Here is a 13813-nt window from a genome sequence, read left to right on the forward strand (position 1 = left end):
AGGGATGGTGTACATCCCCTCGGGGTGGTTTGAACGTTTGCAGTCGTCTTGCGACGGTTGCACCTAGTATCCGCCGTGATCGGCGTCGCGCATCCGGTCTGGCTGGAGTCGCGCCCATGATGGCCGTCGATTCGCTGCACGTTGCCGTGCCTCTCATCGTGCCATCGGGCATGTCGTTCCGGCTGCCGCCGCCGTGTCGTCGCGCGTGCAGCGCGGGCGCATTCGCGCCGCGCTTCGCGCAACATCCGGCGCAGCCGTCCAGCGTGCAGGCGTCTTGCCTCGAACGCGCCTGGCCTGCGGCCATTGGCGCGTTCGCCAGTGGGCTGGCTGCAAGCAGCACAGCGCTGCCGGGCCGCCGACGCCCGGAACGAGAGCGAAGGGCAAAGGCGGAAGGCAAGACAAAAGGGTGCGGCACCTGTCGGCCCGCAAAGCTAGTCTGCACGTGGGGGTGGCGCGGCACGGCGCGGCTTCGCCGCCGTGCCGCTTATGGCGCGAGGCCTGCGCCAATGCAGGCAAGTCCGCGTGCTTCGCACGACCGGACACGCCAGAGCTTTCAGGGAGCGCAGCCATGACCGACTGCCGCGACGACGATTTCCGCATCCGCCCCAGCGCCCCGAAGAACCGGGGTCAGGGCTTCGTCTCCAAGGTGCTCAAGCAGGCAGGCAAGGCCAGCAGCGGCAAGTCGGCGGTGCGCCGTCCTGGCGCCAGCGGCAACGGGCAGCACGCCGGTCAGCGGCCCGGCTCGCGCCTGGGGCGCGGCCACACGGCGGCGCGCTTCGCGGGGGCGAAGCTCACGCCCATGTCGCGGCGCGTGTCCATCAAGACGTTGCTGGTCAATCAGCAGCGGGCCAGCCCGCAGTCGCTCGCCAAGCACTTGCGCTACATCGAGCGCGATGGCGTGGGCCGCGATGGCGAGCCGGGCCAAGCCTACGGGCCGCAAACCGATGCCGCCGACCTCGACGCCTTCAAGGAACGCTGCGCCGACGCCCGGCACCATTTCCGCTTCATCGTCTCGCCCGAGGACGGCGCGGAGTTGGAAGACCTGCGCACCTACACGCGGTACCTCATGGGCCGGATGGAGGCCGACATGGGCACAGGCCTTGACTGGGTGGCCGTCAGCCACTGGAACACCGACAACCCGCACACGCACATCGTCGTGCGTGGACGCGACGACACCGGCAAAGACCTCATCATCGCGGGCGACTACATCGCCGATGGCTTCCGCCATCGTGCTGCCGAGCTGGCGACCGAATGGCTGGGGCAGCGCACCGAGCTGGAGATCCAGAAGACCTTGCAGCGCGAGGTGGATCAGGAGCGGTGGACGAGTCTCGATCGCACCTTGCAACGCGAGGCCGGTGAGGACAGACACGTGCATATCGAACGTTTCAACGAGTCGCGGCTTCAACGCCAGCGCCTGCTGCTGATCGGCCGGTTGCAGCGTTTGCAGCGCCTGGGCCTGGCAGACGAGACACAGCCGGGCGCCTGGGCCGTTCATGCCGATGCAGAAAAGACACTGCGTGCCTTGGGTGAGCGCGGCGACATCATCCGCACCATGCAGCGGGTCATGCGGGGCGAGCCGCGCGAGCTGGCGGTGTTCGAGCCGGGCAACGATGGCCGAATCATCCTCGGCCGCGTGGCCGCAAAGGGGCTGGCCGACGAGTTGCGCGACCGGGGCTATCTGGTCATCGACGGCGTGGATGGCAAGGCCCACTACGTCGCGCTCAATGCCCGCCACGAGCTGGCGAACTATCCGACCGGCGCCGTGGTGGAAGTGAAGGGATCGGCCGACGTGCGCGCGGCCGACAAGAACATCGCCGCGCTGGCGATCGATGGCCTGTACCGCACCGACCACCACCTCGCCATCGCGCAGGGTCAGGCCATACCGGGCCGCGATCCGCAGGAAGTCGTCGCTGCACACGTCCGGCGGCTGGAAGCCCTGCGCCGGGTGGGCATCGTGGAGCACGTGGCCGAGGGGCTATGGAAGGTGCCGGACGACCTGCCCGAACAGGGCCGCCGCTACGATGCGCAGCGCCTGGGTGGCGTGGCCGTGGAGCTGAAATCGCACCTATCCATCGAGCGGCAGGCCCGCGTCATCGGCACCACCTGGTTCGATCAGCAGTTGATCGGTGGAGGCAAGGGGCTGGGCGACCTGGGCTTTGGCAGCGAGGTTAAGAATGCGCTGCAACAGCGCGCCGACTTCCTGGCCGAACAGGGGCTGGCCGAGAAGCGCGGCCAGCGCGTGATCTTGGCCCGCAACCTGCTGGGCACGTTGCGCAATCGGGAACTGGTGCAGGCCGCAAAGGACATTGCCGCCGAAACTGGCTTGGAGCATCGCTCGGTGGCCGACGGGCAGCGCGTGACTGGCATCTACAGGCGCTCCGTCATGCTTGCCAGCGGGCGCTACGCCATGCTCGATGACGGCATTGGCTTCAGCCTGGTGCCGTGGAAGCCGGTGATCGAGCAACGGTTGGGGCAGCAGCTTGCCGCCACGGCTCGCAGCGGCGGTGTGTCTTGGGAGGTTGGGCGGCAACGAAGCCTGTCCGTGGGCTAATCAGTGCAGATCTAGCGCATCGGAACCGTTTTACAGCGGTACATTTCATGATACGATTCATATATGTTTCGTATAGGACTTATTTCCCATGGGTATTGTGAATATTGATGACGATCTACACGACCAACTGCGCAAGGCAAGCGCCGTATCGTGCCGGTCGATCAACGCGCAGGCGGCCTTCTGGATCAGGATCGGCATGCTGTGCGAAATGAACCCGACGCAGAGCTTCAACGACATCGTTGCCCGTGAGCTGCGGGCCGCAGGCGTTGCGGCGCAGCCCCACAAGATGGCATTGCCATGACCAAACGACCGGAGGAAATCGTGCTGTTGGCAGAGTCGGGGCGGTTGCTGGCGCAGGTGTTCAGCCATCTCGATGGATTGAACCTGATCGGCATGTCCACTATGCAAGTCAATGAGTTGGTCGATGACCTCATCGTCAATGCACTCCATGCACGCCCGGCAAGCAAAGGTCAATACGGATACGCCTATGCGATCAATGCTTCTTCCAACAACGTGGTCTGTCACGGCGTTCCATCCACCGCAGACATCTTGCAAGACGGGGATATCGTCAATTTCGACATCACGCTGGAGAAGAACGGCTACATCGCCGACTCCAGTAAGACCTATCTAGTGGGCGAAGTGTCACCGCCGGCGCGGCGGCTGGTACGAGTGGCCTATGAAGCGATGTGGAAAGGCATCCAGGCCGTCCGTCCGGGCGCCACGCTCGGCGACGTGGGCCACGCCATCGAGCGGCACGCCCGCAGGAATGGCTATTCGATCGTCCGGGAATACTGCGGACACGGCATCGGACGCGAAATGCACGAAGAGCCGCAGGTGTTGCACTGGGGCAAGCCGCGAATGGGCCTGGTGCTGCGGGAAGACATGGTGTTCACCATTGAACCGATGCTCAATCAAGGACGGCGTGCCGTCCGAACCGAGGATGATGGCTGGACGGTCGTTACGCGCGACGGGCAACTATCCGCGCAGTTTGAACACACGGTAGCTGTAACACCGAATGGGGTTCGAGTTCTAACGTTGCGTGCCGAAGAAAGGTCGGGGGCGTTGAAAACTATCGGGTTCGAGGAAACGCAAGATATTTAATTCAATGGTGGCAGTTGCTGGGAGGTATCCGTTAGGGCGGCCCTCGAAACCCATCGAAATGGTGAATGTCATCGCATTCCTGGCCTCACCGAATCGCTCGATGGCTCGGATGGCATCGAGCGCCGCCACAAGCTGCTGCTGATGCTCGACGAGTTCCCTGCGCTCGGCAGGCTCGATTTCTTCGAGACGGCCTTGGCCTTCATGGCCGGCTACGGCATCCGTAGCTTCCTCATCGCGCAGTCGCTCAACCAGATCGACAAAGCCTACGGCCAGAACCATTCGATTCTGGACAACTGCCATGTGCGCGTGACGTTCGCCACGAACGACGAGCGCACCGCCAAACGGATCTCCGAGACGCTGGGCACGGCCACCGAGCTGCGCGCCCAGCGCAACTACGCGGGCCACCGGCTCGCGCCGTGGCTGGGCCACCTGATGGTGTCGCGTCAGGAAACCGCGCGCCCGCTGCTAACGCCCGGCGAAGTCATGCAGCTTCCGCCCGACGAGGCGGTGGTCATCCAACTCGGCATAGTTCCGGACGCGGCATACGACCTGGTGCTGCGGCCGTACCAGCCGCTGTTCTTCAATCGGGGAGCTTCGCAATGAGCGCGACCAAGAAGCAGCGGCCCATATGCCGAATACGGCATATGGGCCGCTGCCCAAGACCGAAAGCGTGAAGCTGACCTTCGCTTGCCCGGCCAGCCTGAAAGCCGACCTCGACCGTTATGTTGCGGCCAAAGATATGTGTTCGTGGTGCATGCGCTGGTGCCTTCATTGAGGTAGAGGCGCCAGCACAGCGCACATAAATTCCAGCCGCCAGTGCCCTACAGTTGGCTCAGGAAGTCCATGACAGCCGGTGGCTTTCGTGGTCTGGGCAATGCCGGCAACCCAGTGATATCGACGCTGGCCAGCGCTTTGGCCTTCATCTCAAGGTCAACCTCGGCATAGATGTTGGTCGTATCGAGTGAGGCGTGTCCGAGCCATGCGCGGATGGTGTTGATGTCCACGCCGGCACGCAGCAGATGGACGGCCGTCGTGTGTCGAATCGTGTGTGGACTGATCCGCTTGTCCGCCATCGACGTGACGCTGTTGGCGGCAAGTGCCGCGCAGCATGTCACGACACGGTGCACGCCAAAGCGTGTCATCGGCTCGCCCGTGCGACCTTGGAACACAGAGTCTTCGGGGTCGCGACCGTTCACCAAGGGACGCAAGACGGCGACTGTCTGAGGCCATAGCGGGCACACCCGCCATTTGCTGCCCTTACCCAAGATACGCACAGCCGGCGACGTTCCGAGCATCAGGTTTGCGACCTTCAGCGTCGCGGCTTCATCGGCTCGCGCACCGCTGTTGTAGAGGAACAGCAGCAGTGCATAGTCGCGCGCGCCGAGCGCTGAGCCGCGTTCGGGCACTCGAAGCAGTGCATCAAGCTCTGGCTTGTCCAGGTAGCCGACCGTCGTCCTGGCCGCCTTCTTGAAGGGAATCGAGCGAACCTGAGCGCACCATGCTGCATGTTCCGGTGATCGCGATCCGATGAAGCGCGCCATCGAATGCAGCGCCGCAAGACGCTGGTTGCGCGTGAGCACGCTGCAGGTGCGATCACGCTCGACGTGATCGAGGAATGCGCGGATTCGCTCGTCAGATACATCTTCGACCGATAGGCGATCGACATCCTTGCGCACGGCACTGGCCACGAAGGGCAGCAACTGGGTCAAGGCGTCCCGATAGCTGACCTGGGTGTTGCGTGCGAGGTTGCGCTCGGCCACCAGGTGTTCGAGGAGGAAGCGGCGCACCCAGGGCGCCAACAGCGAGTGATCACGCATCGCCATCCTCCTCGCATGCGTCGAGGCTGGCGTACTGGGCGAAGCGCAAGCTCGCCTGGTGCAGCAACTCCGGTGTCATATGCAGGTATCGCTGGGTCGAGGCGATTCTCACGTGACCCAGGTAGGTTGCCAGATACGGCAGCAATTGCTGTACGTCCTTGCCTTCCTGATACCAATTCACCACTCGATGAACTGCTGCGGTATGCCTCAGGTCATGCATGCGTGGCGGTTGACGTTCGCCGGGTGGGCGACCAATCCCGGCTCGGGCACGCACCTTGCGGAACAGAAGAATTCCTCTCTGATAGCACAGCCCGTGGCCTGTGCGCGTTGCGAACAATGCCGAGGACAGTCCCTCGGGCATCGGCAGTTCGCGGCAACGCAGGTCAACGTAGCAAGACAGCGAATGGTAGGCAGCCTCTCCCAGCGGGACGAGCCTTGTCTTGTAGAACTTCGTCTCGCGCACGATGAGCAATTGCCGTGTTCGATCCAAGTCCGCCAACGTCAGGTGCAAGGCTTCGCTGATACGAAGCCCGCAGGCATACAGCAGCAACAGCAATGCCCTGAAGGTCGGGGCCTGTAACTCACTCATCGGGGTTGCCAACGAATCCGTGGCGTCCAGCAGTCGTTGCAATTCCTCGTGCGAGTACACGTACGGAGTGAGTGGTGGCGGTAACCTGGGACGTTGCTGCGGCAGGGGCGATACATGGATGTGGCCTCGCGCAATGGCGAAGCGGTACAGGCCGCTCAATCTTCCATAGCGTGTCGTCCAGCCTGTGGTGAGCTTGCCATGCCCATGCAGGAACGCCGATACGGCTGCAGGCGTCACCTCTGCCAAGGGCAGATCGCCTGTTTCCCTGGCGAACTGGTAGAGCAGACGCTCAGCGCTCTTGAGCCTCGTGCCGGTTGCGCGCCGGGCTGCCAAGTAATGCTCGATGAGTTCGCTGGTCTTCATTGCAGGCCTCCCAGATCGAACTGGCCGACTTGCCGCAGCGCGGCCAGGTCCACCTTGGTATAGATCGCGGTCGATTCGGCGCTGAGGTGGCCAAGATGGTCTCCGATCTCCTTGAGCGTCAGCCCTTCTGCGAGCATCTTGGAAGCACACGCGTGACGCAACGCATGGGGGCCATGATGGGCAAGTGTCACGTCCAGCCCTTCAAAGCGTCTCGCGACGATGTCGTAGATGGCCCGCCTGCTGATGGGTATGCGAGGTGCCTGCACGCGAATGAAGACCTGTGCATGTTCTACAGCCGGCCGTGCGGTGTCGATGTACTCGTGCAGAGCCTGGGCAACCGAAGCGACCAGGGGATAGGTCTGGGGTTGGCGGCGCTTGAGCCGCCAGATCCGGAGCTGTTGACGGTCGAAGTCGATATCGTCCAGCCTGAGCGCAACGACTTCCCCGCTTCGCAGGCCGTACACAGCCAGCAACAGCATGATGGCGCGATCCCGTAGATCGGCCTCCGAGTCACTTGCTGCCGTGGAGATCAATCGTTGCACGTCGTCCCATCCCGGAGCATATGGGAGCGTCTGCAAGCGGTAGTGGCGCGGGCTCAGGATCGAGTCGGCCAGTCGTGCCTGGCACAATCCGCTGTCCGCCGCGTGGCGCAGGAACACCCGCAGCATGGTGGCGACGTACCGCGCCGACACCCGTGACCAGCGGCCAGCGCCATACGTCACGAAGTACGCATCGATGTCTTCCGGCTCCAGGGTTGCCAGACTGCGGCCAGTCTGCCTGCACCAAAGCAGGAATGTTGCGACACGGTCTCGCCATTGCTCGATGGTGCATGGTGCCAGGCCGCGCTCGTCACGCATCCATCGCACAAACTCCTGAAGTTGATCGACAAAGGCTTCAGGTCGTTGCGGCTCGTACCACCATCCGAGGTACTTCAACCATGGACGGGCTATTGTGACCATGGTCAGGGCACACTTCGGTGTAGGTGACGGGCTGATGGCGCCGATGATGTCCTCAAGACGCTGTGCGTCCACGCCTTCGCGGTCGCCCGGCGACATCTTGCGCGCGAACCGCAGCAGGATGTGAGCGCGATGCCGCTGCGTGGAATCTGTCGCGCCTACTGTGGTGCCATGGTGCAAGTAGCGCTCCCGCTCCAAGGCGAATGGGCCGGATCGGTGGCGCGCTACGACCAACTGAGAATTGAAAAGGGTCTCGAACATGACTGGCCTCCAAGATGAACAAGGAAGACCAGCAGATGATCGAATTTATGTTGCGTCAATGGCCCTACATCTGGACCGATAGCCTGGGAGCAGATATCAAGGCAGGCATCGCAAACACATATCTTTGGCCGCAACATAGCGGTCGTAATGTTGCCGACAACATTTCGACCGCTACGCCACGCTGCACGCGCACGCATATGGCGAAGCAGTTGATGCAGAGAAGTTGATTCCGCACATGCTGGAGGCGTTCATGGCGGGGGATCGAGGGTTCAGAAAGGGCGCGGCGATCCGGAGTGCGCCATCAAAGCAGACATGATGGATGCCGCCAAGCCTTTGGGCTATGACGATGCGATAAGCCAGCCGGCTCTCGGTAGTCCAGCACGACGCGGTGCGATGCGGCTTTCTCTCCTGACGCTTTTCTCCTAGCCTGCAAAGCAGGCTCGGAAAAGAGCTAACCTACCGTCCCATATACGGTTTCAAGCTCTACATGCTTTGCACGAAAGACTTGACGCCGGAACTTTTTTCGTAGTTCGCCGCGATTTGGTTGGCCATCTGTCTGGCCGCATCACCAAAGCCGCGCACACTGATCACTCGCTCCTGGCTGTCGGTATCCACTGGCTGACGGAACTTCAGATCCAGACCGTTCTCCGAGAACGCAGCTCTCACATCCTCGCCGCGACCGTGGACAGTTCCATCCACAGCTGCCTTGACGCTGCCTGACCGGCATCCATTCCCTGGGACATAGCAAAATAGAGCCATCGGATCGTTGACGGTCGGCTCGTCAATGAGGTCATTCATTCGACTGTTCTCAGCGGCAAGCGCGCGAACCGTGAAGTTGGCTGGAGCCCCAGGGCAACGGGAAGTATGTACTCCTCATTGCTTTCTCCCGATTCGAGTGGCGTCAGGGTATATGGAAAAAGTGCCTGAGCCATCGGGCGAGATCGAGCATCTCGGCGGAGGCATCAACGCCGTAGAGGCGCCAGCCAGGCTGCATCTCGGTGAAGGCCTTCAGCTCCGGCCCGCCGCCAGCGCCGAGCACCAGAATGTCTGCGTCGGCAGGCGCACGTTCGGCCAACAGCACGCCTGCCATCCTGTGCAAGTCCAGAAAGACAGGCACAGTCCTCGCTATTTTCTCAAAATAGCTCGATACAATCGCCGGGTTCGGAGAACGGGGGCATCAAATGCGGCCTTCCGTTTGCGTGGGAACGGGGGTCTCAGGCCATAGCAGCGAACGGTGGACCTGGGCGCCTGCCATGGCACCGTTACCCACGGCAAGCGACACCGAATGGGGTGCCCGCGCCACGTCACCACAGGCGAATACACCAGTCACTGAGGTCTTGCTCTCGGCATCGGTGCGAACCTGGATGCCCATGGGCGTCTCTTCCAGCGCGCAGCCCATGGCTTCGGCCAGGGAACTGGAAGGAGAGGTGCGTGTCGCCGTGAACAGGCCCGTGAAACTCAGCCTCCGCCCGTCGGCCATCACCACATCAGCATGCCCTTCGATCCTGTCGATCGTGGCCTCCTCGATCGCCACGCCCCGGCGCTCCAAGGCGAACCTAGCGTCCTGACTCAGATCCACAGCACCATTGACGAGTAAGGTCACATCACCCCAGTCGGTGAGCAGTTCGGCCTGATGGATGGACATCGGACTGGCGCCGACGATACCGATGTGGCCTTGTCCGATCTCGTAGCCATGGCAGTACGGGCAATGGAAGACGGTCTTACCCCAGCGTTCAGCAAGTCCGACGACGGCAGGAAGGTGGTCGGTCACACCGGTGGCTAGCAGCATGCGGCGGCCTTGATGCGATCCGCCGTCAGGCATCCTGACCGTGAATTCGTCCACTTGTCCCGTAACGGCCTCAACACGAGCTTCGAGCCAGGTCAAAGTTGGATAGGCTTTAAGCTGGCGGCGGGCGTTCGCCGCGATCTCGCCGGGGGGCACGCCATCCTGGCCGAGAAAACCATGCGAATGGCTTGCGAAGCGGTTGCGCCGCTCGCCTGCATCGATCATCAGCACGGACCTACGCGCTCGTACAAGTTGCAGGGCTGCAGCCATTCCTGCGTAGCTTCCGCCGACGATGATCACATCGTAGTGCATGTTCAACTCCTTTTGCGTCGCACTGCCGCATGCCGGCGCGCAAAGTCAGCGGCCAGATCGGCAAGGGTGATTTCTGAGAACCGCTTCAGCAGCAGCGCTTCGGCCTCGGCAAACGTACCTTCGAGCGCGGCATTCACCGCTTGTTCGACCAGGCACTCCGGTGTCTCGTTGCGGTTACCGATGGCAAACATCGTCGGCTCGCCGAGTGCTTCGTGCAACTGGCGCAGGGTGACGGTGCCGAGGTCGGCATGAATGCGCCATCCTCCCGCATGGCCTCGATCGGACGTGACGATGCCCGCTTCTCGCAGGTATCCCATGGTGCGCCGGACAACGACTGGGTTGGTACCCAGGCATTGCGCCAGGGTTTCTGAAGTGACGGGGCCCTCCTGCTCGGCCATGTGCAGAAGGGCATGCAGGACGGAAGACAGACGGCTATCGCGTTTCATGTAACTAATGATGTTGCATATTTGGATGTATGTCAAGACCGACTTGGAATGTGGATCCGGTCGAGCCGCCTGCGCTTGACATTCAAGACAGTTGCTCACGCCTTCACACCTGAGGCGCTGCGCGCTGACGCTTGCCTTCAGGGGGCAGCCCTGCGGGCCATCCCCGCCGTGCGATGCTTGGCGCATCCTTGATGCAGCCGAACCGGCTGCGCCGGACCGGCCCGACCAGCGCCCCGCCGCAATGGACGGGGCGCTGGCGAACACGCTGGCGCTTCATACGGTAGGTTGTGCAAATGTGTGCCGCCCTCAACGCTGTGGTTCCTGCCCAACGCGCCACGAAGGACGGTTCGCGGACATCCTTCCGGGCAGCGCTATGGAGCCTCCATGCCACGCCTCAAAACCGGTACCGCAAAGTGCTGCGGGGGCATTCTCGCCTGTCGTCGGGTTCTTGACCTGGCCCGTGTCAGCGGGCGAACCGTGGAATCGGTGATATCACTCGAGTCGGTGCAATTGTTGTTCCGCTGAATGCTTCAGAACTTGTCAATTGTGGGACGGTCAAATTTCGAATCGACAGCAGTCGACCGTTCGACAAACCGGGCCAATATAGGGGCCGGCTCAGCGTCGCGGTGCAGCAAGTAGGTTGCCAGCATCAGAGGATTACCCTCTAGCGGTCGAGCCACGATGCCTGACTCTCGGGTGGAAGCAATATGCGCTGCGCCTGCTAAGCCCAAGGCCAAACCCGCAGAAACTAAAGTCATCATTACATCAAAGCTGCCTACGCGTTGAGCAACCAGTGGTTCTTGTACCTGCATTCGCAGAATGCGGTCAATCTGGCGAGCGTGCCCCTCGCATATGACAGGATATCCCAGTACTAGCGGGTAGCGCAACACTTCAACTAGCGGAATTTTCTTGAAAGCTAGCACGGGATGGCGCGCCGGTACCGCAACCATCACTTCATCCTCCCAGACAGGAGTGGCCACGATTCCATCGCCGGCATCTTCAGCCATCGAAAATCCGGCATCATAGATGCCATCGTGCAAACCAGCGATTTGCTGGGCCAAAGGAATTTCGAACAATCGAATATCCACCTCAGGATCTTCCTCACGACATTGCGCCAGCAGTGCAGGTAAGCGCGATGGCATGATTCCGTCAGATAAGGCCACACGTAACTGACCGTGAAATCCTCTAGCGGCGGCTTTGACGCTGTCGAGAGCTTGATCCAGCATCATAAATACACGCGGAACATGCTCCAGAAACAAGTGTCCCGCTCGAGTCAGTTGCGTACTGCGGGTGGTACGAATGAATAGCAGTACCCCCAACTCTTCTTCCAGCTCTTTGATGGTGCGAGATAGCGGCGATTGGTCGATGTGCAGCCTCTCAGCGGCGCGAGCAAAGTGCAGTTCTTCAGCGACTGCAAGAAAACATCGTAAGTGACGAAGTTCCATTTCGACCTCTCTTCACCCCGTTGCTCTCTAGACCCAAGGGGCACCATCGACGACTGAAAGCCAGCATCTGCTCTTATTCGTCGGCCCTGGCGACAGCCTGGAAGACGCCCGGCAGTCGAGTAAAAAATAGTAAGTCAGATTGGTTTAATGCATACCAACAGTGCGACAAGCAACACCGTACTCCCAAGCAAGATCGAAGGCATAACGACACCGCGACCATTGTGCAAATTGGCCCCGTCATCAAAAGAAAGCCTGCGAAGTCGCCCCCGCAGCAATCCATGACTCGCAGAGAGACCCGCGACCAGTACTAACTTCACCAGTAACCACGGTTGGGGAAACCATCCACCTTGCAGCGCAAGGTACAGTCCTAGTGCCCATGTCACCATCATTGCCGGGGTGGTCACATGCTGATCCCAACGATGTACCAGTGTGAGGTACGCTAGCCCTGCATCGCGGTCGTAAGCCTTCAAGGTGTGCCGGGAAAATGCTATTGAGAGCATAAGGAACAATTGCCCTCCCATCCACGTGATGGCGGCCGACAGGTGCACCGCTTTGATCGATAAATACAGCATGACCATTCATTCAACGTTGGGAAGCTAGGGTTGCCTCGCGTTTCGCGAGTCTGCGTTCGCAGGCAAACGCCCCAAAGGGAATCAAAGCGGCCAACACCATGAAGACACGCTCAGATCGTGACCAACCATAGCCAGAGATCGATCCCACTAGCGTCCAGAAGTAGAATATGAACGCTAGGCCGTGGATGGGGCCTAGCAACGTCGTTGCAGTCGGCATTCCAGCCAAGTGCTTGAGCGGAACCGCCACCCCTAGTAGCAACACCAACGTAGCGCCCTCCACTAATGAGGCCACCCGCATGCGACGCACCTGAAGGATTTCGGCGTCTACTTTCGACAGGGGCATCATGCGTGAACCTCGATTATCCTGCTGCCAGTTAACCTCGATGCCGGCAGAAGGCCGGCCTTTGCAGTACCTGTCATTACGTCAGCCTCCACCGTGACTGAGAATCTCAATGTCAGCCGCATAGGCTTGGTCACGCGCTGAGTCCATTGAAGACAATCGCCGTGAAGGGAGATATCTTGGAACGACACCGTTTGATCTCCTTGCGTTGCCCGACCATGCAAGATGCCTTGCAGGGATGAAATGTCCAACGTGATTTGCAATGCGCCGATCGGCGTTGCCAACTCAACTTTCCAGACGCCGATAAATCGATTAGCCAAACGCTCATCGCCCGCATCCAGTGCGGAAGCGGGCTTGTTAACGGAGATTTCGTGTAGCTGGGAAACTGCTACGGTATCAGGCCGCTGCCCATTGAGACTGGCGCTGCGCCAGACGGTGCCGCGCCGCTCATATTCAAAGAGCTTTTCAACACCAAGCGCTACATCCGCACCAAGTTCGCGTTCAAGCAAGTAAAGAGCCACGTCTAGGCCGGACGTGACGCCACCACCAGTGACTAAGTCGCCGTCGTCGACAACCCGACCTGACATTGGCAGTGCCCCCAGCGCACTCAATAGCTCTAGGCCCATGTGATGGGTTGTCGCACAACGTCCCTTAAGCAAATCGGCCATGGCAAGAATCAATGACCCGCCGCATACCGTGGCCACGATGACGTCCGGATCTTCCATTGCTTCTCGCATAGCAGAGGACAGTTGCGTTTGCGATGCCTGAAGCAGCAATTGCGGGACGGATTCGGAGCCATCTCCGCTCACCTTACCGGCGGCACCCGGCACCAAGACGATACCGCCATCATGGGGAGCCAAGGCTGCGCTAGCCGGGATGCGCACGCCGCTGACACCGCACGGGACATCACGGGCACCCTCGGCACTGACCAGTTCAACGTGGACGGGAACTGCACTGAGTTCTCCAGCTGCCAGGAACACCTCGTATGGAGCTATTGCATCTAACAGGTCGAAGCCGTTGAACAGCGCAATCTGCACCTTAAGCGGTGCTCGCGCAGCGGTATATGAGTTACTGAGGTCATTTGCGACTACATCCATTGTTTGCATAGGTCACAACAAGTAAACAGGTCCGATATGCCGGAACAACTGCGGCTACGAGCAAAGTATGGAGTGCCGCAGTACGGCCGCCAACTGGCCAAATGGACACTTATCGACTGATTCAAGCCAAGCATCTCCTTGGAGCAGCCCCCTGATTCCCCGGCCCCGTCCTGTCGC

At 60.9% G+C, this 13813-nt stretch carries 15 protein-coding genes and 3 pseudogenes; 7 read left to right on the plus strand and 11 right to left on the minus strand.

Features of this window, described 5'->3' with window-relative positions; all coding sequences use genetic code 11:
- Positions 1 to 568: 568 nt before the first annotated feature.
- The 5 genes and pseudogenes from AVE30378_RS22560 to AVE30378_RS22580 all read left to right on the plus strand — a co-directional run.
- Positions 569 to 2551 (plus strand): relaxase/mobilization nuclease domain-containing protein, encoded by a 1983-nt coding sequence (locus AVE30378_RS22560; RefSeq protein ID WP_129243565.1) that lies wholly within the window; start codon positions 569 to 571, stop codon positions 2549 to 2551.
- A gap of 88 nt (positions 2552 to 2639) precedes the next feature.
- Complete coding sequence (locus AVE30378_RS22565) at positions 2640 to 2852, plus strand: ParD-like family protein (RefSeq protein WP_129243569.1); 213 nt, start codon at positions 2640 to 2642, stop codon at positions 2850 to 2852.
- The gene (gene map / locus AVE30378_RS22570; protein WP_129243572.1) at positions 2849 to 3652 is read left to right on the plus strand and encodes a type I methionyl aminopeptidase; all 804 of its coding nucleotides are present in this window, start codon (positions 2849 to 2851) and stop codon (positions 3650 to 3652) included. The genes AVE30378_RS22565 and map overlap by 4 nt, the downstream gene beginning before the upstream one ends.
- Positions 3653 to 3736: 84 nt before the next feature.
- A pseudogene (locus AVE30378_RS22575) lies at positions 3737 to 4204 on the plus strand (type IV secretory system conjugative DNA transfer family protein); the annotation flags it as partial.
- Between the two features lie 76 nt (positions 4205 to 4280).
- Positions 4281 to 4382, plus strand: a pseudogene (locus AVE30378_RS22580) (DUF2274 domain-containing protein); the annotation flags it as partial.
- A gap of 91 nt (positions 4383 to 4473) precedes the next feature.
- Here AVE30378_RS22580 and AVE30378_RS22585 read toward each other — a convergent pair.
- From AVE30378_RS22585 to AVE30378_RS22595, 3 genes are read right to left on the minus strand one after another with little or no spacing between them, the layout of a single operon-like run.
- Positions 4474 to 5469, minus strand: coding sequence for a tyrosine-type recombinase/integrase (locus AVE30378_RS22585; protein WP_129243575.1), 996 nt, complete (start codon positions 5467 to 5469; stop codon positions 4474 to 4476).
- A complete protein-coding gene (locus AVE30378_RS22590; RefSeq protein ID WP_129243578.1) occupies positions 5462 to 6421 on the minus strand; it encodes a tyrosine-type recombinase/integrase in 960 nt (319 codons plus the stop codon). The genes AVE30378_RS22585 and AVE30378_RS22590 overlap by 8 nt, the downstream gene beginning before the upstream one ends.
- On the minus strand, positions 6418 to 7638 hold the full coding sequence (locus tag AVE30378_RS22595; protein WP_129243581.1) for a tyrosine-type recombinase/integrase: 1221 nt from the start codon (positions 7636 to 7638) through the stop codon (positions 6418 to 6420). Before AVE30378_RS22595 ends, AVE30378_RS22590 begins: the two co-directional genes overlap by 4 nt.
- A 14-nt stretch (positions 7639 to 7652) precedes the next feature.
- Between AVE30378_RS22595 and AVE30378_RS22600 the strand changes: the two genes are divergently transcribed.
- Together AVE30378_RS22600 and AVE30378_RS22605 are read left to right on the plus strand one after the other, a co-directional pair.
- Complete coding sequence (locus AVE30378_RS22600) at positions 7653 to 7865, plus strand: hypothetical protein (protein WP_129243584.1); 213 nt, start codon at positions 7653 to 7655, stop codon at positions 7863 to 7865.
- A pseudogene (locus AVE30378_RS22605) lies at positions 7805 to 7954 on the plus strand (DUF2274 domain-containing protein); the annotation flags it as partial. The gene AVE30378_RS22600 and the pseudogene AVE30378_RS22605, both read left to right, overlap by 61 nt.
- A 167-nt stretch (positions 7955 to 8121) precedes the next feature.
- Here the strand turns inward: AVE30378_RS22605 and AVE30378_RS22610 are convergent.
- From AVE30378_RS22610 to AVE30378_RS22650, 8 genes are all read right to left on the minus strand, one after another.
- Positions 8122 to 8436: a hypothetical protein gene (locus tag AVE30378_RS22610; protein WP_129243587.1), complete on the minus strand. Its 315-nt coding sequence runs from the start codon at positions 8434 to 8436 to the stop codon at positions 8122 to 8124.
- A 103-nt stretch (positions 8437 to 8539) separates the two neighbouring features.
- Positions 8540 to 8719 carry a class I SAM-dependent methyltransferase gene (locus AVE30378_RS22615; RefSeq protein WP_341868040.1) on the minus strand — a complete coding sequence of 60 codons (180 nt, stop codon included), beginning with the start codon at positions 8717 to 8719 and terminating at the stop codon, positions 8540 to 8542.
- 96 nt (positions 8720 to 8815) lie between these two features.
- Positions 8816 to 9736 carry an NAD(P)/FAD-dependent oxidoreductase gene (locus AVE30378_RS22620; protein ID WP_129243589.1) on the minus strand — a complete coding sequence of 307 codons (921 nt, stop codon included), beginning with the start codon at positions 9734 to 9736 and terminating at the stop codon, positions 8816 to 8818.
- Positions 9737 to 9738: 2 nt separating this feature from the next.
- Complete coding sequence (locus AVE30378_RS22625) at positions 9739 to 10182, minus strand: Rrf2 family transcriptional regulator (RefSeq protein ID WP_129243592.1); 444 nt, start codon at positions 10180 to 10182, stop codon at positions 9739 to 9741.
- 530 nt (positions 10183 to 10712) lie between these two features.
- Complete coding sequence (locus AVE30378_RS22635; protein WP_129243594.1) at positions 10713 to 11627, minus strand: LysR family transcriptional regulator; 915 nt, start codon at positions 11625 to 11627, stop codon at positions 10713 to 10715.
- 134 nt (positions 11628 to 11761) lie between these two features.
- Positions 11762 to 12199, minus strand: a complete 438-nt coding sequence (locus tag AVE30378_RS22640; protein ID WP_027015267.1) for a CopD family protein — start codon at positions 12197 to 12199, stop codon at positions 11762 to 11764.
- Between the two features lie 10 nt (positions 12200 to 12209).
- On the minus strand, positions 12210 to 12545 hold the full coding sequence (locus tag AVE30378_RS22645; protein ID WP_050461158.1) for a DUF3817 domain-containing protein: 336 nt from the start codon (positions 12543 to 12545) through the stop codon (positions 12210 to 12212).
- On the minus strand, positions 12542 to 13576 hold the full coding sequence (locus AVE30378_RS22650) for a DJ-1/PfpI family protein (protein ID WP_027015265.1): 1035 nt from the start codon (positions 13574 to 13576) through the stop codon (positions 12542 to 12544). The genes AVE30378_RS22645 and AVE30378_RS22650 overlap by 4 nt, the downstream gene beginning before the upstream one ends.
- Positions 13577 to 13813: the final 237 nt, after the last annotated feature.

It is taken from the genome of Achromobacter veterisilvae, assembly GCF_900496975.1.
Classification (GTDB): Bacteria; Pseudomonadota; Gammaproteobacteria; order Burkholderiales; family Burkholderiaceae_B; genus Achromobacter; species Achromobacter veterisilvae.